The organism is Halobacillus seohaensis, assembly GCF_042663045.1.
In the GTDB taxonomy this organism is placed as follows: Bacteria; Bacillota; Bacilli; order Bacillales; family Halobacillaceae; genus Halobacillus_A; species Halobacillus_A seohaensis.
Genome location: NZ_JBHSZV010000051.1, coordinates 16403 through 39420 on the forward strand (window position 1 = coordinate 16403; position 23018 = coordinate 39420).

General features: G+C 38.8%; 20 protein-coding genes. 9 read left to right on the top strand and 11 right to left on the bottom strand.

Going from position 1 to position 23018, the window contains the following annotated elements:
- Positions 1-29 precede the first annotated feature (29 nt).
- Positions 30-1460, bottom strand: a complete 1431-nt coding sequence (locus ACFQIC_RS17705; protein WP_204711880.1) for an aldehyde dehydrogenase family protein — start codon at positions 1458-1460, stop codon at positions 30-32.
- A gap of 12 nt (positions 1461-1472) precedes the next feature.
- On the bottom strand, positions 1473-3104 hold the full coding sequence (locus tag ACFQIC_RS17710; RefSeq protein ID WP_204711882.1) for an acetolactate synthase large subunit: 1632 nt from the start codon (positions 3102-3104) through the stop codon (positions 1473-1475).
- 197 nt (positions 3105-3301) lie between these two features.
- On the opposite strand from ACFQIC_RS17710, the gene ACFQIC_RS17715 reads away from it, so the two are divergent.
- Positions 3302-3823: a hypothetical protein gene (locus ACFQIC_RS17715; protein ID WP_204711884.1), complete on the top strand. Its 522-nt coding sequence runs from the start codon at positions 3302-3304 to the stop codon at positions 3821-3823.
- Between the two features lie 1580 nt (positions 3824-5403).
- Here the strand turns inward: ACFQIC_RS17715 and ACFQIC_RS17720 are convergent.
- Positions 5404-6258, bottom strand: a complete 855-nt coding sequence (locus ACFQIC_RS17720; RefSeq protein ID WP_204711886.1) for an alpha/beta hydrolase — start codon at positions 6256-6258, stop codon at positions 5404-5406.
- 140 nt (positions 6259-6398) lie between these two features.
- Positions 6399-7124: a Bax inhibitor-1/YccA family protein gene (locus ACFQIC_RS17725; protein ID WP_204711888.1), complete on the bottom strand. Its 726-nt coding sequence runs from the start codon at positions 7122-7124 to the stop codon at positions 6399-6401.
- Positions 7125-7326: 202 nt separating this feature from the next.
- On the opposite strand from ACFQIC_RS17725, the gene ACFQIC_RS17730 reads away from it, so the two are divergent.
- The gene (locus ACFQIC_RS17730) at positions 7327-7752 is read left to right on the top strand and encodes a pyridoxamine 5'-phosphate oxidase family protein (protein ID WP_204711890.1); all 426 of its coding nucleotides are present in this window, start codon (positions 7327-7329) and stop codon (positions 7750-7752) included.
- Between the two features lie 1248 nt (positions 7753-9000).
- Here the strand turns inward: ACFQIC_RS17730 and ACFQIC_RS17735 are convergent.
- From ACFQIC_RS17735 to ACFQIC_RS17750, 4 genes are all read right to left on the bottom strand, one after another.
- Positions 9001-9312, bottom strand: coding sequence for an ArsR/SmtB family transcription factor (locus tag ACFQIC_RS17735; protein ID WP_204711892.1), 312 nt, complete (start codon positions 9310-9312; stop codon positions 9001-9003).
- Entirely contained in the window at positions 9305-10213 is a 909-nt protein-coding gene (locus ACFQIC_RS17740; RefSeq protein ID WP_204711894.1) for a cation diffusion facilitator family transporter, read from the bottom strand. Before ACFQIC_RS17740 ends, ACFQIC_RS17735 begins: the two co-directional genes overlap by 8 nt.
- Positions 10214-10403: 190 nt before the next feature.
- The gene (locus tag ACFQIC_RS17745) at positions 10404-10550 is read right to left on the bottom strand and encodes a hypothetical protein (protein WP_390217569.1); all 147 of its coding nucleotides are present in this window, start codon (positions 10548-10550) and stop codon (positions 10404-10406) included.
- A 16-nt stretch (positions 10551-10566) separates the two neighbouring features.
- A complete protein-coding gene (locus ACFQIC_RS17750; RefSeq protein ID WP_204711896.1) occupies positions 10567-11952 on the bottom strand; it encodes a DUF2254 domain-containing protein in 1386 nt (461 codons plus the stop codon).
- 130 nt (positions 11953-12082) lie between these two features.
- Here ACFQIC_RS17750 and ACFQIC_RS17755 point away from each other — a divergent pair, with 130 nt between their 5' ends.
- On the top strand, positions 12083-12526 hold the full coding sequence (locus ACFQIC_RS17755; RefSeq protein WP_204711898.1) for a GNAT family N-acetyltransferase: 444 nt from the start codon (positions 12083-12085) through the stop codon (positions 12524-12526).
- A gap of 51 nt (positions 12527-12577) precedes the next feature.
- Here the strand turns inward: ACFQIC_RS17755 and ACFQIC_RS17760 are convergent, their stop codons facing one another.
- The gene (locus ACFQIC_RS17760) at positions 12578-13750 is read right to left on the bottom strand and encodes a pyridoxal phosphate-dependent aminotransferase (RefSeq protein ID WP_204711900.1); all 1173 of its coding nucleotides are present in this window, start codon (positions 13748-13750) and stop codon (positions 12578-12580) included.
- A 140-nt stretch (positions 13751-13890) separates the two neighbouring features.
- Between ACFQIC_RS17760 and ACFQIC_RS17765 the strand changes: the two genes are divergently transcribed.
- From ACFQIC_RS17765 to ACFQIC_RS17775, 3 genes are all read left to right on the top strand, one after another.
- Positions 13891-15222, top strand: a complete 1332-nt coding sequence (locus ACFQIC_RS17765; protein ID WP_204711902.1) for an FAD-dependent oxidoreductase — start codon at positions 13891-13893, stop codon at positions 15220-15222.
- Positions 15223-15281: 59 nt separating this feature from the next.
- Positions 15282-15488, top strand: coding sequence for a zinc ribbon domain-containing protein (locus tag ACFQIC_RS17770; RefSeq protein WP_204711904.1), 207 nt, complete (start codon positions 15282-15284; stop codon positions 15486-15488).
- A gap of 100 nt (positions 15489-15588) precedes the next feature.
- A complete protein-coding gene (locus ACFQIC_RS17775; RefSeq protein WP_204711906.1) occupies positions 15589-16656 on the top strand; it encodes a nitric oxide synthase oxygenase in 1068 nt (355 codons plus the stop codon).
- Positions 16657-18002: 1346 nt separating this feature from the next.
- Here ACFQIC_RS17775 and ACFQIC_RS17780 read toward each other — a convergent pair.
- Positions 18003-18785: a carbon-nitrogen family hydrolase gene (locus ACFQIC_RS17780; protein WP_204711051.1), complete on the bottom strand. Its 783-nt coding sequence runs from the start codon at positions 18783-18785 to the stop codon at positions 18003-18005.
- Between the two features lie 223 nt (positions 18786-19008).
- On the opposite strand from ACFQIC_RS17780, the gene ACFQIC_RS17785 reads away from it, so the two are divergent.
- The 3 genes from ACFQIC_RS17785 (at position 19009) to ACFQIC_RS17795 (ending at position 21419) form a co-directional block, all read left to right on the top strand.
- Positions 19009-19437 carry a GNAT family N-acetyltransferase gene (locus ACFQIC_RS17785; RefSeq protein ID WP_204711053.1) on the top strand — a complete coding sequence of 143 codons (429 nt, stop codon included), beginning with the start codon at positions 19009-19011 and terminating at the stop codon, positions 19435-19437.
- Positions 19438-19466: 29 nt separating this feature from the next.
- Positions 19467-20348, top strand: a complete 882-nt coding sequence (locus ACFQIC_RS17790; RefSeq protein ID WP_204711055.1) for a diacylglycerol/lipid kinase family protein — start codon at positions 19467-19469, stop codon at positions 20346-20348.
- 423 nt (positions 20349-20771) lie between these two features.
- Positions 20772-21419 (top strand): lytic transglycosylase domain-containing protein, encoded by a 648-nt coding sequence (locus ACFQIC_RS17795; RefSeq protein WP_204711057.1) that lies wholly within the window; start codon positions 20772-20774, stop codon positions 21417-21419.
- Positions 21420-22362: 943 nt separating this feature from the next.
- Here the strand turns inward: ACFQIC_RS17795 and ACFQIC_RS17800 are convergent.
- The gene (locus tag ACFQIC_RS17800) at positions 22363-22902 is read right to left on the bottom strand and encodes an NADPH-dependent FMN reductase (protein ID WP_204711059.1); all 540 of its coding nucleotides are present in this window, start codon (positions 22900-22902) and stop codon (positions 22363-22365) included.
- Positions 22903-23018 lie beyond the last annotated feature (116 nt).

The following is a 23018-nucleotide window of genomic DNA, read 5'->3' on the forward strand; positions in this document are numbered from 1 at the left end:
ATATCAACATTAACGCCTAACATAGCCTTTTATTTAAGATTAATTCCAATAAATTTAAGCTCTGTCATATCCTCGGTTGCATATTTAACACCTTCACGACCGATACCGCTTTGCTTCACTCCGCCATAAGGGTGGTTATCTTGGCGATATGTTGATATTTCATTTATCCAAACTCCTCCCATCTCAAGTTGATCTGCCACACGCAGTGCACGGTTGATATCTTTTGTAAAAACACCAGCCTGCAGACCATAGATTGAATCATTCGAGAGTTTGATGACCTCCTCCTCTGATTCAAAGGGAATAACGGATACAATCGGAGCAAAAACTTCTTCAGCAATGACCTTCATATCATTTTGTACCTGGGTTAATATTGTGGGTGTCAGCATCGTTCCGCTCAGGTCTCCACCTGTTTCTATTTTTGCTCCTTTAGAAACGGCGTCATCAATCCATAGCTTAGCCCTTTCGGCTGATTCTTCATCAATCATTGGGCCGAAATCAGTCTCCTCTTGAAGTGGGTCTCCTGTTGATAAAGCTTCAGTTTGTTTTACATATTCTTTTAAGAAATTGTCAAACTTGCTGTGGTGTACGTAAATCCGTTGGGCAGATATACAGACTTGTCCAGAAAAAGCAAAGGCTCCTTTTACTAAGTCGTTAACAACACCATCCGTATCAACATCTTCAAATATTATATTAGGTGAGTTGGAGCCTAATTCTAATGTTACTTTTTTAAAACCAGCTTTTTTTAGGATGCCTCTTCCTACAGGCAAGCTACCAGTGAACGTAATTTTTTGAACCTTGTCATGTTCGACTAGGGGATCACCTACTTCTTCTCCAAGTCCTAAAACTAGGTTTAAAGCGCCTTTAGGAAGGCCAGCCTCATGAAATAATTTCGCGAGCATATAAGCAGAGACTGGAGTTTTTTCAGCTGGTTTAAAAACGATAGTATTTCCAGCTGCAATGGCTGGAGCAAGTTTGTGAAGCGATAAATTAAGTGGAAAGTTAAATGGTGTAATTGCAGCTACTACACCTAATGGAACTCGTTTCGTAAACCCTAGTCGATTTTCTCCTCCGACGGCCGCATCCATTGGAATTACTTCACTACTAATTTGTTTGGCGTGTTCTGAAGCAAAGCGAAGAACTTGAACGGAACGATCAACTTCCCCGCGGCTAAATTTAAGAGGTTTGCCGGCTTCTTTAGCTATTGTTTTTGCAAATTCTTCTTTTCTTTCCTCTAAAAGCTCCGCCGTTCTTCTTAGGATATTAGAACGTTGGTAAGCTGGCATCTTGTTCATTGTTTGGTGAAAAGTTTCAAAACTTTGATCAATGGCATTTTCTAAGTCTGCTTTATTAGCTAGTGTGATCTCGGCTACCTGCTCTTGGTTATATGGATTACGTACAGTCAGCGTGTCACGGTTTTTTTCATTGTTTTCTATCCCGTTAATAATTGAACCGATTCTCATAGTTCCACCTCGTTAGCAGTTAATGTTTTTCAATGTTTCCGTTAGCTTCATGTTTTCTTTGTAATCGACAGGGCAATCAATCAGTACAGGTTTGTTCATACTAATGGCTTTCTCTAAAGCAGGTTTTAAATCTTCCGCTTTTTCCATTCTCATAGCCTCAAAGCCAAAGGACTTGGCTAGTTGAACATAATCTGGATTGCCGAAGCTAATATGAGATGGTCGCTGGAACTCTTTCATTTGATGCCATTCAATGAGGCCATATCCATCATCACGCCATAGCAAAATAATGATAGGGAGGTTTAGACGGACAGCTGTTTCCAGTTCTGCTCCTGTCATTAAAAAAGCTCCATCTCCACATACAGCTACAATATTCTTGTCGGGTTGGGCTATTTTAGCGGCGATTGCCCCGGGTACTGCGACACCCATTGACGCTAAACCGTTAGATATGAGGCATGTATTCGGTTGGGCTGTGTGGTACATTCTTGCCATCCACATTTTGTGTGCACCAACATCTGATACAGTTATGTCATCGTCACCTAATACTTCGCGCAAATCAGAAATAATTTTCTGCGGTTTAATAGGAAATCCTGAATCATTCTTGTAATTTTCCAATTCGCTTAGAGCTTGCTTTCTAATGGGATCTCCCCAGTCAGGCTTGTCTTCTTTGGTAGACATGCTTTTCATGAGTTCACTAATATTTTCTTTAATAGTTCCTATTACATTTAAAATTACAGGGTAGTGGGAATCGGTTTCAGCCTCTTCTGTATCTATGTGTAAAATAGGAGTGTCACTTTTCGGATTCCAATTTTCTGGAGGGGTTTCAGCGATATCAAATCCAACACAAATAATCAAATCAGAATCTTTAAAGCCACACGTGATATAGTCATTCCCGCTAATACCAGCAGTTAGCAAGCTTAAATCATCTTTCCAAGAAACAGCCCCTTTGCCCATGAACGAATGAACAACTGGGATTTGTGTTTTTTCAACAAACTGACGAAATATTTCCGTTGCCTTTCCTCGTGTTATGCCATTTCCAGCAAGGATCATGGGATGTTTAGCATTACTAATGATTGTATTTGCTTCCTGAATAATCTTCTCGCTGGATCTAGATAAAGAACTTTGTGGAACTTTGAGTGGTGTCGCTTCTATTTCAATTTTGGCAATATCTTCAGGCAGATCAATATGAGTAGCTCCTTGTTTTTCCTGAACAGCAAGCTGGTACGCTTTTCTTACGACCTCAGGAACGATTTCTGCTGTTTTAATTTGAGCATTCCATTTCGTGACTGGCTCATAAATATCCACAAGATCATAATACTGGTGAGAGGTCTTATGTTGACGATTCAATCCAGCCTGTCCCGTTATCGCTATTAAAGGGCAATGGTCCATGTTTGCATTGGCGACTCCAGTTAACAAGTTCGTTGCTCCAGGTCCGAGTGTCGCCAAACAAACACCAGGCTTACCTGTTAACCTACCGTAAGTACCTGCCATAAAAGCGGCACTCGTTTCATGACGAGTTACAATAAAATCAATTTCCGAATCAATTAAGGCATCCATTAAATCAATATTCTCCTCGCCAGGGACACCAAAAATAAATTCAACACCTTCATTTTCAAGGCATTTCACAAGTAACTCTGCAACTTTCATTTGAATCACCCTTCTCGTTTTAATACATACACCGTTATTTTGTGTGAAAGTTGAATTCTTATGAGTCCCAGAGTAGGTATTTTTTATTTTTGTTCAAACCTCTGTTCATTTATGCTTTTTGAATGATAGGAAGATCATTTATTCTCACGTATAATGGAGGGTGCACCAAACTATAGAGAGAAGGATAGGAAATGACGATGTATTCAGAAGAAATTACACAACGTATAAAAAAAGCAATTGTACATAAGGGTGAACAAGCATCCGAAGCATACGTAGATTCATTGACGAAAGTTGAGGCTATGGATTTGTATCTTAAAGATTATGGCGAAAAAATTTCCCCTGGTGAAATTCGAAGAGTTATCTTGGAGATATTTGGGGTCAATTTGGAAGGGATTTCTTCCTTAGAGAAACTTCGCATTTCTCTTTATTCAAAAGGACAGTGGATCGCGCAAAAAGCAGGTGATTTATTTATAGTTTACACAGGTGCAAATGATGTAGATGTAAAAATATATCCGACTGCTTATTTTAAAGAGCGCACAGGTCTTAATGAACTTCCGGAAAAGTTAATAATAAAATTAAAGAAATTAGGATATAAACGTATTGAGGGAGGAGCTCTTTATTACAAAAACCCTTTAGATGAGAGCGTGTCTCTAACTTTTAAAGATAAAACAATTGGAGCTATTGGAGAAATTGTGATGGACGGATATATAGACTTATAAAATAAGAAGATCAAATTGTTGATAAGTCAGCGTTTATCTGTCTTTTGAATAAGATTCTACAAGAAGAAAAGTAACTTGATTTGATATGAAATAATTACTTAATGATTGCAACTCAACTTGCAAAGTACAGTGTGAATCTGTCTACAAAAAAAGAGCAAATTCCTTATTGGAAAATGCTCATTCTATTCAACTAAAGCCCCAGATTGTTAAATAAAAGAATGGCGGTTCCGTTGCTTTTTATCGGGGCATGGGGGATGGGAAACCACTCGCTTTCCGCGGGGAAGACGGCAAGCCTCCTCGAGCTAAAGCTCTGCGGGGTCTCGCCAGTCTATCCTTTCCCGCAGGAGTCTCATGGTTTCCCATCCCCCATGACTATGAAGAATGATCTACTTCTGCCATTAATAGATCCTGCACTATTGATCTGTACTATAAATTCAGAAACGGTCTTCACAAGGAGAGTTGGTGATGGTAGGCATACATACCAGGTAAGCTCCTCCACTTCATATAAACAGGCTATCACACCCGATGTTTAACAACTTATCTAATGGCTCAATCTGTGATGACCATATTCCCTGGTCTGCATCAGGCTTCGATTGGTGTTATATCAGATATCTCATTCTTTAACAGGGACGGTAGAACAGCACGATTTCGATAGCAACATACCCACACAATCATCTCGGAATTGAGTTTTCAACACTTCTGACCTTATGTGGAAAGACAGCTTCGAGACATTCCGGTGGTTTCCGTTACAAAGGATGGCGTTTGAAGGTCCGGGAAATCACTCGCTTTCCGTGGGCATGAGGTGAGCTTCCTCAGGCTACGCCTTGCGGGATCTCACCAATCATGTTCATCCCACTGGAGTCTCGCAATTTCCCGGACCTTCTTGCTTTTATGAGGAGAACGGAAGCATCAGATGTGGTGATTCAAGTGAAAAGCACTCCCTATGAGTGAGAATTGTGCTGGAAGGTGCTTTCATGCATATCGCTTAAAGCCTCGGATTATTCAATAAAAGAATAGCGGTTCCGTTGCTTTTCATCGGAGAGCGGGGGTGGTAAACGACTGGGGCCACTGAAAAACGTAATATAAGAGAACAAGAATTAAAACAATCAATATAAAGAAGGAAAAGTCGATGGGATCGCCGATATCGTAGGTGGTCTCATAATATTTTTCTTTGTAATGAATTTTTTAGTGTCCTCGCTTTGCTCTGTGCGTCTCGTCTAGTCCGCTTTTCCCGACCTCCTTCTTCTCCTACCGATGACGGAACAGCCACACAATCTCGGAATCGAGTCTTCAACAATCCTGCTGGGTTAGTTTAAGCGTAATTGTTCACAAAATATATTGGGATACCTTGTAAAGACAAAGGAAAACGAATCAATTTACAGTTTATTGGTAGGTTTATGCAGGCCAATTTATAGACGGATTTGTAGGTCAAAATGTAGATATACACTGGCTGTTGTCATCTAACAAATAGAGGTACAAAGGGAATACACTGGAGAATACTCTGCCATGGATGCTTGGGCGATTTAGTATTTTTGTACTACAAAACTGAATTATTTAGTATGAGGGTTCTTGATCTTCTTTTAATGGAGATTCCATAAAAACTTAGCGACGGCTTGGTCGACGTCTTTATGTTCATGTAAACCTGAATGAGTCGCTAAAGGGTCCGAAAGTGTTTTCTTATAGTAATTTTTTTGTGGAACAATGTTTTTAAGTCCATGGGCACTTGGTTTAGTTACAAGGCCATCCCACTCATCAATCTCTTTGGCATTATTGTTAATCACGCCGGCAATAGAGAGTGAGTGAACATATTGGTCAAAGTTTTCTTTACTATTGAGCATTGTAACTAGGGCATTTGAGTTTACTTGTAAGTCAATCGTAGCTGCCCCAGTATTCATCGAGAAATAATCATTTAAACTGATACCGAGGAAGGGAGTGCCAATCGCAACTAATTTTTCAACATCAGGATAATTGCCATCCTGGTTGTTAAGTAAGAAGTTAGTGGTAGCAAGACCTCCCATTGAATGGCCGACAAGGTTTAACTTTGAGATTGCATAATCTTGGTTTAATTTCCTCATTATTTTTTTTATCCAATTTGTTTGATTAGCTATACTTGCACGATTATTTTCAAAAATAACTTGAATAAATGGGTTCATCGTATGGGGGATATTTCCACGAGTTCTAATATCACCAGAATCCGAAACATAAATAATCATTCTTTTTGTTCCCCAATTATTACTTTCAAATCGATCTAACATAGTATTAAAAGAAGCAGGTCCGCCTTTAAATCCATGAACGAAGACGGTAGGTATAAGTTCTGTTGGTTTTTCGGAACGTGTTGGAGTAGAATTAACGAAAAATAGTGAACTACCGAGTAAGAAAGATAAAATTGTCAGAACCATAAACTTTTTCTGGTCATTTAGCATCGTATTAAACATGGTGTCCTCCCATAATGTTCTTCTCCAAGTTTAATACAATTTAAAACATTATTATACCTATTATTTCAATTATGTTACAAAAATTACAATAATATTGTGGAAAGGACATCTCATTTAACTGACTGACTTTCCTATGATTTTTATCTTCTTATTTTCTGTAGTAATCGTAAAATTTCGATGTATAACCATACGAGAGTAATAATTAGCCCAAAAGCGGCATACCACTCCATGTGTTTAGACGCGCCCCTGTTAACTCCACTTTCAATAAAGTCAAAATCTAGAACTAAGTTTAATGCTGCGACAGCTACAATGAATAAACTAATACCAATTCCAATCCATCCACTGGAATGAAGGTATGGGACTTCTGTTTGCAAGAAAATATTCAACAAGAAATTAACTAAATATACGAAGAAAATTCCGAGAGTTGCTGAAACAACCATTAATCTGAAATTACGAGTAACTTTTATTATTCTTGTAGCATATAAAAAAAGCAAACCACCTAAAACTGCAAAGGTTAACGAAGCAGCCTGAATGACAATTCCTGGATAACTTGCTTCTACTAAGGAAGAAATACCACCTATGAAAAATCCTTGTAAAGCTGCATAGATCGGGGCAGTAATTGGGGCGGCTTTTTTGACGAAAATCGTAATTAAAGCAAAAATAAAACCTCCGATAGCCCCGATGATCATCATCATCGTGACATCTACGCCTTGAGAATATTGATGCCAAGTGTATAGAGCAGAGCCTAATAAAAATAAAAAAAGAATTGTCGTTTTAAAAACGGTGCCCCCAAGTGTCATGACCTTGCTCGTACTATTTGAACGAGCAAACGTTTTGCTTTTTAGAACAGGATTGCCGCTTCTCATTTGTATACAACTCCTTTTATTTTATGAGAATTTTTTATAATGGCTTAATTAATAGTTTAATTTATCTTTATAATCTTCCCTTAATAATAACAGTTAATTATAGAGGGGAGAATTGTTATGGAAGGCAGCGCATTATTATGTTTATATTTTCCTTGTTACTGGAAAGCTAAGTGAGAAATTCTGAAACGAAAGGAGAATATCATTGAACCAACAAGAGCTTAAGAAGAAAATTTACAATGTGTTAGATCAACATAAAATTGGTACACTGGCTACTGTTAAAGAAGGTAAACCACATTCCCGCTTTATGACGTTTTCAAATGATGATGATTTTACATTCTATACTCCCACACATAAAGAGACTCATAAGGCCGAGGAGATTGAAGCGAACCCTGATGTTCATATTTTAATTGGTTATGAAGGAGAAGGTTATGGTGACGCATATTTAGAAGTGGAAGGACAGGCTAAAATCCGTGATGATCAAAAGGTGAAAGATTGGCTTTGGGATGAAGGAATGGATCGTTGGTTTACTGGAAAAGGTGACTCTAATTATATCGTATTAGAAATATATCCTGAAACCATTCGTTTAATGAATGTTGGAGAAACGACTCCGGAAGTTTTAGATTTATAAGAAAAGAATCTATCCAAGGTGGTAAGTAGTTCACTTTTGGTGTCAACGTTGCAATTTGTCTTATATACAAATGTTAGAAAAAGCATCCTGGTTCCGTCGTTAGAAACAGAGAAAGGGGCTTAGGGGAACTTATTGAACTAAAGCCCCAGATTGTTTAATAAAAGTGTGGCGGTTCCGTTACTTTTCATCGGAGAATTGGGGATGGAACGGAACCCTTTTTATGAAAATCGGGGTGCTGTGTGAATATTGCCATTGAAATAATCCACTTCTGCCCTTATGTGGAAGACAGCTTCGAGACATTACGGTGATTTCCGTTACAAAGGATGGCGTTTGAAGGTCCGGGAAATCACTCGCTTTCCGTGGGCATGTGGTGAGATTCCTCAGGCTACGCCTTGCGGGATCTCACCGATCATGTTCATCCCACAGGAGTCTCGCAATTTCCCGGACCTTCTTGCTTTCGTGAGGAGAACGGAAGCATCGGCTAAGCTACTTCACGTGAGCAGAAAGCCTTATGCGAGAGAATCGTTGAGGACACTGAAAAATTGATAATATAAGAGAACAAGAACTAAATCAATCTATATATAAGGCAAAGTCGATGGGATCACCTATATAGTAGGTGGTCTCATTGTATTTTTCTTTGTAAAGACTTTTTCAGTGACCTCGCTTTGCTCTGTGGGTTTCGTCTAGTCCGCTTTTTGGCCCTCTCTGCTTTGTTTTCACGAACGGAACGGAATAGGAGGCCTTCTTCCATAATGAAAATAGAGGATAAACATGCTGTTACAACAATAGCTACCGTGCCGACTTCTTAGATTCATTGATGTTCCGTCCCTCTTCTTCATGGCAAGGGGGTCGGGGAAATGACGTGACTCCTGTGGGATTAGAGTACATGGTGAGACCCCGCAGGACGAAGTCCAAGGAGGCTCACCGTACGCCCACGGAAAGCAAGTTATTTCCCCGACCACCTTCTCCTCCTACCGATGACGGAACAGCCACCCAATCTCGGAATCGAGTCTTCAACAATCCTGCTGGGTTAGTTAAAGTGTAATTGTCCACAAACTCGATATTTATTTTAGCGCAAATATTGGGGTACCTTGTAAAGACAAACGAAAACGAATCAATTTACAGTTTATTGCTAGGTTTATGTATGCCAATTTGTAGGTCGAAATCTAGACATACACTGGATATTGTCATCAAACAAATAAGGTGCAAATTACACTGCAATTCCCAGAACTGAGTTTGGAGCTCTCTTTAATGGTGTAGAGCGTGCTGAATCATTTGTTGTAAGACATTTATGACGTGTTCATCATCATGGGAATAATACATTGTAGTTCCCTCTCGCCGATACTTGACAAGACGCAAGTTTTTTAAAAAACGAAGTTGGTGAGAAACGGTTGTTTGTCTTAAATGCAAAGTTTCCGAAATTTCATTAACGCTATATTCTTTTTCAAAAAGCAGGTTGAGGATTCGCACTCGCGTGGGATCAGATAATGCCTTGAATGTTTGTGTAACGACAAACAACGTTTCTTCGTCTAGGTCTTTGGAATAAAATGAGTTATCCATGTGGGAAACCTCCTTGGTCTTGTTCGAGCATCGCACAATACTCATCTTCATATTCAATCTCAATCGTAATATGGTCAAGGTGAATGGAATCAATGATTTCTTTCACTTGTTCTTTAATTAAACATACATCTTCTTTCGTTGAGGAAGAAGGGACAACTACGTGAGTAGAAAACGCGTGATGCTCTCCATCTAAGGACCATAAATGAGTATGATGAGTAGATTGAACATCTGACAACCGGTTCATTTTCTGTATTATACCATCAAGATCAATATTTTCTGGCACGGCTTCAAGAAATAATCGCATCGTTTTAATTAAGTTTACGATCACGTTATACAATATATATAGTGTAATTCCAATGGATGCAAGCGGATCTAAAATAGGTAAATCCGCAAAGATCATTACTACACTAACAATAAAAACAGCCACCCAGCCTAATACATCTTCGAGTAAATGCCAGGTCATGACTTTTTGATTCATGGATTCCCCACCGCGTAGACGAAAAACAGCAGCTCCATTTACAAGAATTCCAAGTACAGCAAGCCCCATCATTCCTAATGCGTGAGGTTGTTCTGGATTCATCAAACGAGGGATTGCTTCCGTTAAAATGAAAATAGAGCCAACAACTAATACTGTGCTATTAATCAATGCAGCGAGAAGTGAAAAGCGCTTGTATCCGAAAGAAAAGTCGTAACTCTTTTCTTTTTTAGAAAACCTTTGTAAAAACCATGCAAGACCTAACGAAATGGAATCACCAAGGTCATGTAAGGCATCAGACATAATCGCCATACTGTTCGTTAAAATTCCGCCAATGAGCTCAATGATCGTAAAGCCAAAATTCAAGAAAAAGGCGATTTTTATATTTCCGGTTGTATGATCATGATGATGGTGGTGATGCCCCATTGCTAATCCTCCTATATATCTTTATGTGTATATATATTCATATATATGATACTAAAGAACTCTTCTAACAGTGTCAACTTTATTAAAATAAAAGTCAGGCAATATATGCACCGTAAATTGCAAGAGAGTTGAATTAGAAAATGTCTGTAGCAAAGGTGAATTCTTAGTTATTGACTTTTTAGCGGAACTTTTATGTTGTATAGGGTTCTCCCATGGCATTGATTGGATGGTAATCTGTGAAAAACGTTCGGAAAAACGCTAGAGAACCCCCGTAGTGAACGAGTAACGTAGGAGAACCAGCTGAATCGTTCCGCAGAATGCCAACAGAGATTCCCATCCATTAACAATACTCTCTAAACATTTTCATTAGCATTAGGGTAAAATTTAGCTTCTATACGTGGATACTGACTTAAATGATCAGTAATTCTTGCGAGTTTATGCACTTCTCGAAGTAAAAAAGTTTTATCGAGTTCATAAATTAATTCAGTCTCAATATGATCCATTGTATTGATGGCGAACTGCCATAGGTGAGGGTGCTTCGATGGATCGATCGATTCAGCAACCATGGCTAAAGCTCCTATAATATCTGTGATAACCAGGTGATTTCCATGAGCGTAATGCCTGATAAACCCAAAACCGCGATAAATGTAGTAGTCAAAGGTTTCCTCTTTTAAAATAATACGCACTTGTTTCTCATCATCAGTCAAATAAGGACTAAAGGTAATGTAGCCATCAATTGTTAACATGAGTTCGGCCATTTGGTGTATCGTGTTAGAAGCCGTTTTAGGGTCATTATTCCCAATAGCTTTAATAGCGATCTCAGCCAGTTTGTGCATCCCCATTTGTATGTCTTGAAGTTCTGTCTCTTTATGACCCGTTTCAATCATAGCGTAATAGGTCAAATCATCAACATTTTCAGTGCCAGGTCCCCAGTAGCTGAACAATTCATTACCTGCTAGTATGTAATCACCTATTTGAGTATGAAGCTGAATGATAACATTATCTTTTCTAGCTTGGGCAATCATATTACGGTAGTCAATTAATTGTAAATATCCAGAATATCTTGCTAAAACATATTGTTTATCTTCTCGAAAGTCTTCCTTTAGATCACCAGGTTCTTTTGTTCGGTGTTCATCCAAATCTTTCCGCAGTGAATGGAATATGATATCCTTTGAAACATTCTTCATGCTATGCGTAATATTGTGTACTTGCATCCAAGTTGTTGCATGATTAATAAAGTAGATAAAGATAACGGCTGTTAAAAAAGCTAATGCTACTGTGATAACGGGGGTAGCAACAAAGATTTCATATGACGAGTTTCCGATAAATAAGAAAATCATTAAGACATAAACAAAGCTTCCATTAAAAATACCTAATGCATGCTGTGTTTGGCGGTCTGATACAAAATTTAAAAGCATACGTGGTGAAAATTGACCACTAAATGTTGTAAGCACAACGAGTAAGGAGTTTAAAGTGAAGGCGCTAAGGGTTAATATGCCTCCAATTAATGTACTCACTAGAGTTCTAGTAACAGATGCTTGAAACTGGATCAGGTCAGGAGAGTACTCCTTTAAACCTACTTTAAGATCTAGAAATAAAGTGATTGCCACTAAAAAAAGTGACAGCATAATATACATAAAAGGCATATACCATAGTGTCATCTGCACTTCATGCTTTCGCTGCCTTTTCGACATTTCGAAATATTTTTTAATGGAAAGAGGAAGAAATTTAAGAAACATTGCTCTAATCTCCTATTCTAATATAATATTGACAGACATTATATTCCCTGTGTTCGTTATTTTAAACGGGAAGATTATTTTGTATAGTTAAGAGAAAGGAAGAAAGTATATATTTAAAGGAGGTGAGAATATGTGGGTTAATAAAACGTTTGAAGAGTTAACGAAAGATGAATTATATAAAATATTAGAGTTACGTGTGAAAGTATTTGTTGTCGAACAAACTTGCCCTTATCAAGAAGTTGATGGACGAGACGATGAGTGTATACATATCTGGAAAGAAGAAGATGGGCACATTCAAGCCTATTGTCGTATTGTTCCACCAATATCAACAGATGATTCCTATTCGATTGGTCGAGTATTGGTCGTAGAAGAAGCTAGAGGTAAAGGTTATGGTCGTGAAATTATGGATAAAGCAATTCACTTATTAACCGATGATTTACGAGTTCTTTCTATAGGTTTACATGGTCAGGAGTATTTAAGGCATTTTTATGGATCGTTTGGGTTTGAAGAGATATCTAATGTGTATTTGGAGGATGAGATCCCACATGTGGACATGCTTATGAAAGTTAAATAGCACTTGCAAAACAAATCGCCGAAGCTCAGAAAAGCTTCGGCGATTTGTTTACTATGAATTTTTAAATTGTTTGAACCGTTTGACCGCATCCCGAAGTTGGGTTTCTGAATTGTTTAAGCCAATTCTTACATAAGATTCTCCGTATGTTCCAAAGCCAATTCCAGGAGCCACGAATAGTCCGACCTTATCTAACAGAGCATCTGCGAATGATTCAGATGTATAGCCTTCAGGAACTTTCAACCACATGAAAAAAGAACCTTTGCAAGGGGTGAATTCATATCCAGCTTCCCTGAGACCTTTTGATAACAGGTTCCTCCTATGCTCATATGTATCCTTGAGGTTTTCTACATTTTTCTGTGAATCTAACAGCGCAGTGGCTGATGCTTCCTGGACAGCGCCAAATAAACTAACATAATAGTGGTCTTGAATAAGCTCAAGAGCTTTTACAACACTTTGGTTGCCGACAGCAAAGGCGATCCGCCACCCTGCCATATTATAGGTTTTTGACATTGTGTATATCTCGACACCAACATTTTTGGCTTCAGGGACTTGGAGAAAGCTAAGCGGTTTTTCATCATCAAAACCTATGGCTCCGTAAGCAAAGTCATGCACCACGCAAATATCATTTTTATCCGCAACGTCGATTGTTTTTTCAAAAAAGTCTCGATTAGCTACTGCAGAGGTTGGGTTGTTAGGGTAGTTTAAAAACATTAGCTTGGCTTTTTCCAAGGTCTCTGCATCTATCTTGGTGTAATCAGGTAAAAAGTCGTTTTCTTCTAACAAGGGGAGTGGCTCCATTACTGCATCCGCAAGCGCGACTCCTGACCAGTAATCAGGGTAACCGGGATCGGGGACAAGAGCTGTATCACCTGGGTTCAGGAAACATTGGCTTAATTCCACAAGACCTGCTTTACTTCCAAATAAGATAGCTACTTCCGATTTAGGATCAAGATCAACATCGTATTCTCTTTTGTAGTAAGTAGTTACAGCCTCTTTTAAATAATCAAAGCCTTGAAAAGGAGAATACTTATGGTAAACGGGATTTTCAGCGGCGGTTTGCAGGGATTGTACAATGTGGTCTGGTGTTGGCTGATCAGGATTTCCTTGCCCGAGATTAATTAGGTCATGTCCTTGTTGTTGATATGTATTTAGTTTCTTTACAAGTTTCGCAAAGAATTGATCAGGTAAACGTTTCAGTGCTTCCGATTGCTGGAAGTCTTTCATAAGGTATGCCCCCTTGCAGACTTTTTTGAAAAGTTTAATAATTAATATTAACGTGGGGAGGGCTATTTGTAAAGGGTTGCTATTTTGGGAAAGAGAATATTAGGGTATAACTAGATAAGAAGGTTTAAAGGAGTGATTATATGAAGTTCGTGATTATTGGAGGGGACGCAGCTGGTATGAGTGCGGCTATGCAAATTGTAAGGAATAGTGAGGGGAACGAGATCATCGCTCTAGAGCGCGGAGAAGTTTATTCCTATGGTCAATGTGGGCTTCCTTATGCAATTGGGGGAGAAGTGGAATCTACAGATGACTTAATTGCGAGGGATCCAGAAACCTTTCGTGATAAGTATGGTATTGATGCTCGAGTACTCCATGAAGTAACAAAGGTAAATTGTGATCAAAAGGTTGTTTACGGTATCAATCGTGAAACGGGAAAAGAATTCAAAGAACGCTATGATCGATTGTTAATTGCAACGGGTGCTGACCCTGTACTGCCTCCTTGGGAAGGGAGAAATTTGCAAGGGGTCTTCTCCTTAAAAACGATACCAGATGCAAAAGCCATCATGAACGACTTAACTGAAGATGTAAAAGATACGGTAATTATTGGTGGAGGATATATTGGACTTGAAATGGCAGAGAATTTAGTGAGTCTAGGGAAAAATGTAAGAATAATTGATCGTGGAAGCCAGTTGGCAAAGATTTTTGATGAAGATATGGGTGAACTGATTCATGATGAAGCTAAACGAAACGGGGTTGATCTGTCATTATCAGAATCAGTGGAAGGATTTGAAGGTAAGGAAAGGATAGAGTATGTCAAAACGGATACAGGTCGGCATCCCGCAGATCATGTTTTAGTAGCAGCTGGAGTTACGCCTAATACATCCTTTCTAGAAGGTACAGGTATTTATAAAAGTTATAATGATGCCATTCAAGTTAATGGATTTATGGAAACGAGTATTATGGATATCTATGCTGCAGGTGATTGTGCAACACAGTACCATCGTGTGAAAGAGCGCCATGATTACATACCCTTGGGAACGCATGCCAACAAGCAGGGACAAATCGCCGGTCTTAATATGGTTAATGAACATCATAGTTTTCATGGGATTGTGGGAACTTCTATACTGAAATTTTTCGATTTAACGCTAGGCCGAACAGGCATTTCATCGCAAGAAGCTGAACAGGACCACATTCCTTATAAAGTTGTTTCTATTGAATCAACCCATGCAGCTGGTTATTATTCAAAAGAAGGAACGATGACCTTAAAACTTCTTTACCATGCAAAAACAAGAAAACTCTTAGGAGGGCAAATTATTGGGAAAGAAGGTGTCGATAAGCGAGTAGATGTGTTGGCGACAGGCATTTATCACAATATGACTATTGACCAGCTAATTGAGCTTGACCTATCATACGCTCCACCTTATAACAGTGTGTGGGATCCTATTCAACAAGCTGCAAGAAGAGCAAAGTGAAACATATAACCCGGATGACTCAACCTATTCATATATATTTTAGTAAGGGGGTTCAATGAATGAGTGAAAAAGGTTGTATTAAATGTGGAAGTACAGATGCGGACAAAAAGGATGTATCGATGACAGGCTCTGGTTTCTCAAAAATGTTAGATGTTCAAAATAATAAATTCACAGTGGTCTATTGTAAGAACTGTGGATACTCTGAGTTTTATAATACTCAATCCTCAAAAGCTAGTAATATATTTGATTTTTTCTTTGGTGGATAAGAGGGGATAAACAGTCTTTGATAGGCTGTTTATTTTTTTGAAGATTTTAAGGGTATGGTACTATAAAAATGTATAATACGATACGAGAGGATTGAAACATATGATGTGGCGAGAAGCAGAATCCTTCATACGTCAATGCTATAAGGAATTAGATGAAAGCGAATCTATAGATGGAAGACTCTGTGATGTTAAGGAAGAAATAGAAAATACCGGGAGTTATAAACATACTTACGAGGAACTGGAGTACGGAGCAAAAGTAGCTTGGCGGAATAGTAATCGTTGCATAGGGCGGCTTTTTTGGGAAAGTTTAAATGTGTTTGATTATCGGACGCTCGAACAAGAGGAAGATATTCGCGATGCTATTTTTGAACATATTGATTATGCAACTAATGAAGGGCGGGTACGTTCTACGATTTCTATATTTCGTCCGGATATTGATGGTGAGGAAATTAGAATTTGGAATCATCAACTCATACGTTACGCGGGTTATGAAGAAAGTGGAGGAATTATTGGTGACCCCGCCTCAGTGGAATTCACGAAAAAATGTCAGCAACTTGGTTGGGAAGGGGCGGGAGGAAACTTTGATGTGCTTCCGTTAGTCATTCAAGTTGGTGACCGTGAGCCTAGGTGGTTTGAGATTCCTGCAGAGAAGATCTTAGAAGTTCCGCTGCGTCATCCTGAATTTGATTGGTTTGAAGATCTAGAGCTTCAATGGTATGCCGTGCCTTTTATTTCTGATATGCGTTTAGAAATCGGAGGAATTAATTATAGTGCGGCACCATTTAATGGCTGGTATATGGAAACAGAAATTGGGGCGCGGAATTTGGCTGACGATTTTCGTTATAATATGTTGCCAGTAGTAGCTGAAAAAATGGGTTTAAACATACGAAGAAACACTTCATTGTGGAAAGATCGAGCTCTTATTGAACTGAATCAAGCAGTCCTCCATTCATATAAGAGCAATAAAGTGAGCATCGTCGACCATCACAGTGCTTCCCAACAGTTTCAACTCTTTCAAAATAAAGAGAAGCAATGTGGGCGTTATGCGACGGGAGACTGGACATGGTTAATCCCACCTGTTTCACCGGCTTCAACGAGAATTTTCCATCAGTCGTTTGAAGATCGGATGGATACACCGAATTACTTTTATCAAAATCGTGTATTTTAAAGGTTATACTAAAGAAGCTCGCAGCAACAGTAAGTAGTTCCGATACCGTGAGAAAATCTAAAATAACAGGTGAAATAACAAACAAAAACGCTTGGATTTTTAATGCCCAAGCGTACTTTTTATATTTTCTTCTTCAACTAAAGCATCATTTACTTGAAGACTCAGCTTCGAGAAATGTTGTTTCCGTTATGGTTGAAAGCGTTTGGAGGTCCGGGAAATCACTCGCTTTCCATGGGCATGTGGCGAGCTTCCTCGGGCTATCGCCCTGCGGGATCTCACCGATCATGTTCATCCCATAGGAGTCTCGCGATTTCCCGGCCCTCCTTGCCATTGTGAGGCATACGGAAACCTCAGTAATGGGTTCTTCAAATTGTAGGCTATTCATAGATGGGAGTTTGCAACTGGCACACTTGTTCCATATGGTATAGCGAACACGAAGATGACTTATGGCAGTAGGGCCGTTCATTAAAAGCAAAGGATGGGTGGCTAGGAAACAGGGAGATTCCCAAGCCCCCCATTCGATGTATGAGAAACGAATACCGTTCCCAGAAGGACTATCTTCCACTATCCGTGTTCTATTGCAATGAACCTCTCTTTATCAAGGATTTTAATAGGACCGCCCGCTATCAAGATTTGCATGCAAACTTAGGAATGGCTGCCTTTTCTTGAAGGGGTATCGAGACACTTATATGGTAAAGGGGCGAACCGTTTCCCGCAGCCCCTATATTCACACAAACATCTCGAATTCAAGCACAATCTCTGATTTTGTATGCTAATTTATATGTTAAATACCGATAATCGTTGATATAACAAGGAATAATAAGAGACCAAATCATATGCGATTTGGTCTCTTCATTCGTATGTTATTTCATGTTTTGTACTCGAAAAATGAAACCGTTAGATTTTGGGATCGTGTTTTTCAAAAGTTCATTATTAATAGAAAAGGACTTTTTCAGTGGCCTCGCTAAAGCTCTGCGGGGTCTCGCCAGTCTATCCTTTCCCGCTGGAGTCTAGAGGTTTCCCTTCCCCCATGACTATGAAGAGTGGAACGGAACCCTTTTTATGAAAATCGGGGTGCTTTGTGAATATCGCCAATGAAATGATCCACTTTTGCCCTTATATGGAAGACAGCTAGAACGGCACGATTCCGATAGTCTCCACACCATTATCCCGGAGTCAAGTCTTCAACAATCCTGCTCTATTAGTTTAAGGACCATCCTTCACAGACTCTTCAATTATTTTTACCAATTAACATAGTAATTAGCACATTGACAACAGCTATGCTATTTCGTAAGTTTCTCCACCGAAACAGCAACAGAGAACTTATTTAAGGTTTCACTACGATCTTACTCATAAAGGTCTGGGCGCCGATCCTGAAAAATTGGAATTTGTTCACGAATTGCTTCCACCCTTGAAAACTCCACGTCACAAATTAGTACTTCAGCATCGTCTCCTGCTTCTGCGACAATATTGCCCCAAGGGTCTATAACGATTGAATGACCACCAAACTCGTTATTTGGGTCGGATCCTATACGGTTACAGGCAATAACAAAGCATTGGTTTTCAATAGCCCGGCTAATCAGAAGGTTTCTCCAGTGTTCTACGCGTGGCTTTGGCCATTCAGCAACAACGAATAATCCTCGAGCTCCATTTAACATGTGTGTACGAATCCATTCAGGAAAGCGAATGTCATAGCAAATCACTCCAGCTACTAAAGAGTCATCTAAAATGAAATTTCCTTTTTGATGTCCAGATTGTAAAAATTTCTCTTCCTCCATTAACCTGAATAAGTGAGCCTTTCGGTAGTTTAATAAGCGTTCACCCTTTTTATTGTAAGCAACTAGCGTATTGTAAAATTCTCCATTGTCATTTTCAGCTATAGATCCTGCAATAGTTACTCCGTGTTTTTGTGCTAGCTCTGCCATCATTTCATGGGTTGGACCATTTAAAGTTTCAGCAATTTCATCAAAACGGCTCAAATTATAGCCTGTTGTCCATAATTCAGGAAGAAGTATAATTTCTCCTCCATTATAGGCGGCCTCCTCAATACGAGGGATAACTTGTTCTCGATTCGCTTTGGGATCTCCATATACAATGTCCATCTGTATAATGGCTATAGTCGTTGTCATCGTTTCACCTCTTTACCTTTTATTCTAACAGAAGAAATTCTTTTATTCATTGCATAGCCCAATATGGAAAAGGGTATATAATGGAGAGGATTACCTGAATGAAGTAGCTACTAAATGGATCGGTTATGCTGTGCAAGATGTATAATGTTCTGTGGAAATAATTTGATGGGGAGAGGTTCAATGTATGGTAGCAATCATAAGGAAGCCAGCCGAGAGGGACTTGATGCATTTTACTAGATATGCCATTGAATGGACTAGAGTAAGTATAAGTGGTGAACCACAAACGTCCGGAAGTGAGCTCTTTAGAAAAAGAAAGGATTGGGCAGCCGATCACTTATTAAATAATGATTCTAATCAATGTTTGCTTGTAGCTGAAGTGGCTGGGAAAATGGTTGGCTATGTATATGGAATTTTACGAGAAGAAAGTAACCAACGTGTCGGTATAGTGGAAGAAATTTTTGTTGATGAGTTTTATAGGCGCGAAGGGATCGGTACTATGCTGTTTCAGAACCTTTTTGACTGGATGAAGAGTGATCAGATAGAAATGATTAAATTCGTGCAGCCTCCGGACCTGATAAAACCTCAGGAATTTATAAAGTCATTAGGTTTTTCACCCAATGAAACAATATTTAAAAAGAACAATTTAGAGTGATATGGGTCCTAAGTTAAAGGAGGTATCTTATGAAAAAAGCGATGATCATCGTTAATCCTTCCTCTGGAAAGGAAGAAGCATTAAATTATATAGAACAGATTGTAAAGATTCTTGAAGGTAAACAATATAAAGTCAGGACCATGTTAACTGAAAAGGAATTAGATGCTACCAAATACTGTTCGGATGCCTGTGAAGCGGAGTATGAACTTATTGTATCTTTAGGTGGGGATGGAACATTACATGAGACGATCAATGGTATGGTCGATCAAAATCATCGTCCTAAGCTGGGAATTATTCCTTTAGGAACTGTAAATGATTTTGCTAGAGCTTTAAACATATCTTTGAGCCCTAAAGAAGCTATAGACACGTTAAAGTCTGATCACTCAAAAAAAGTAGATATTGGAAGTTTTGATGATCGGTATTTTGTGAATATTGTGGCCATTGGAGCTATTGCAGAAGCCACCTCCGAAGTGTCACCTGAACAGAAGACAAAATTCGGTCCGTTGGCTTATCTAATGGAAGGAGCGAAGACTTTAGCCGGAACTAATGCTTATCCATTACACATTAAATATGATGACAAAGAGTGGTCAGGGAATTCTTTTTTATTTCTTGCAACATTGACAAACTCAACGGGTGGATTTGAAAAGTTGTCTCCGGAGGCTAAGGTGAATGACGGAGTATTACATGGTTATATAATAAAAGATGTACCTACCATACGATTGATTTCCATTGTAACATCCGTCTTGCGTGGGAATCTTAAAGAAGATAAAGATGTAGAACATTTTACAGCGAAGAAATTGTACGTTTCTTCATCCCAAAAATTACATACAAATGTGGATGGTGAAGAAGGTAACCCTCTCCCTGTTTCCATGGAGGTAAAGCCTCAACATATTGAAGTAATTGTAGATTAAAAAAACCCTCTCTTAATCTAACTTAAGGGAGGGGATGACAGAGTGACTTCTCAAATTGAGTAAGCCTGCCATGAAATCTACAGGTTTATTCATTCTCGATAGAGAAGAATAAAAAGGGTGAATCGACATTAGAGACAAAAGAGAGTTTACGTATGTTGAGACATATGACCAGACGCTCTTGCATGTGTTGAACTGGATCACATTCAAGAATAGGAGGGTCTCTTTTGCTATAAGTCATTATAACATCGTTTTGATGGTGTATGCTTTGGGAAAAAAACATTAGTGAAAGCGAATTAATACGCGATTTCATGTAATAGTTTCGCAAGTTTTGGAGGATTATGGAATTATTTAATATGTAAGCATATTGTATCGTTAAATGTTTTACTGTAAGATTAAATGAATAACTAAAATAGAGGTGGACTTATGGATTTTACTAGTATTCGAAGTCTGATGCAAATGAAAGCTATGAATTTAATGAGTGGGGAAAGAAGCCCTTCGTCTAGTGCTGGGATGCATGATACGTCTTTTCATAATGTCTTAGACGTGTTTTTATCAGCTTCCTCTCCATCTGCTGGTTTACAAGGAAATGCGCAAAACTTAACGAGCTTTAATGCTTTTAAGGAACAACCTATACATATTAAGTACCCTGACTTGGTTTCCGATGGTTCTGTCAACAAAGTAACTTCATCAAATATTGAGGTAGAAGATAAAGGGTTAAGTGCATTAATTAAAGAAGCATCTGAGAAAAACGGGGTTGATGAATCTCTCGTTCGTTCCGTAGTACAAGCAGAATCAAATTTTGATGCGAATGTAGTAAGTCATGCGGGAGCTCAAGGTCTTATGCAGTTAATGCCGGAAACTGCAAAAGGTCTTGGAGTTACCGATCCATTTGATCCTCAAGAAAATTTAATGGGCGGAACTAAATACTTAAGGCAAATGATGGATCGTTACAATGGTGATGAGAAACTTGCCCTTGCTGCCTATAACGCAGGACCTGGAAACGTAGATAAGTATGGAGGAATTCCACCTTTCGAGGAAACACAAAATTATGTAAAGAAAATAGTAGGTTGAACGAAAAAAAACCTTCATGACATTTGTTATCATGGAGGGGCTTTTGTTCGGAATATAAGCAGCTCACTTTACTATAAATAGTTCGGTTTTGGAGTACAAAAACATATGTAGAGGGAAAAATAGCAACAGAATTATCGGACCAATTAACATACTAAATAACATTACAATTGGTAAAGAAAAACGCTTGGATATGTTAATATCCAAGCGTTTTTCTTTATATTTTCTTCTTCAACTACTTAGCTTCGAGAGATGTTGTTTCCGTTATGATTGAAAGCGTTTGGAGGTCCGGGAAATCACTCGCTTTCCATGGGCATGTGGCGAGCTTCCTCGGGCTATCGCCGATCATGTAGTAATTGGTTCTTCAAATTGTAGGCTATTCATAAATGGGAGTTTGCAACTGCACACTTGTTCCATATGGTGTAGCGAACACAGAAGACGACTCATGGAAGTAGGGCCGTTCATTAAAAGCAAAGGATGGGTGGCTAGGAAGCGGGGAGATTCCCAAGCCCCCATTCGATGTGTGAGAAACGAATCCCTTTCCCAGAAGGACTATCTTCCACTATCCGTGTTCTATTGCAATGAACCTCTCTATATCAAGGATTTTAATAGGACCGCCCGCTATCAAGATTTGCATGCAAACTTAGGAATGGCTGCCTTTTCTTAAAGTGGTATCGAGACACTTATATGGAAAGCGAGCCGTTTCCCGCAGCCCCTACATTCACACAAACATCTCGAATTCAAGCACAATCTCTGATTTCGTATGCAATTTATATGTTAAATACCGATAATCGTTGATATAACAAGGAATAATAAGAGACCAAATCATATGCGATTTGGTCTCTTCATTCGTATGTTATTTCATGTTTTGTACTCGAAAACTGAACCCGTTACTTTACTATCACCTGCTTATGTTTGTTGTGTCTACCAGGCCCCTCCCGTGTATCTAGATTTCTTTACTCATTTGAATGTATTGGTGGAAGACTTGTGTCATTTCTTTGAGACGGTTATGCACGTCTTCGTCGATTAATTCACCTTGTGTTGAAAAATGATTGGTATGAGTATATACATAATTAGGTGTGACGAGGCAACGGAAGTAATTTAGAATGGGTTTAAGTTGGTTCTCGATCACTAGATGATGTTGCAGTGTTCCGCCATTAGCTACGATTGAAACGGGCTTATGACGCATGGCAAGAGGAGAAACAGCGTCGAATAAATTCTTTAGTGTCCCCGGAATGGAACCCTGAAAAATAGGAGTAGCTATGACATAAGCATCGGCTTGTTCCATTTCTTCAATCAAATGTTGCATGTCTTCATTATATTGTTCGAAAGGACGTCCATCTACAAATTCCATTTGATAATTTTCCAAGTTTATGAATTTTGTTTTGTAGTTTTTATTTAGTTTTTCAATATATTTGTCAATTTCATTTAGCAACGTTTGGGTTTTAGTTCCAACGATGGTTCCGTTAAGAAGTAGAATCTTCATGACGTGGTCTCTCCTTTAAGTGGTTCAAATATAACAAGACTTCAAGTTTTGTTTATTCCATTTAACTTAATGCATCTTCAAGGTTATAAACTGAAATAAGAAAGGTTGCAAAAGGA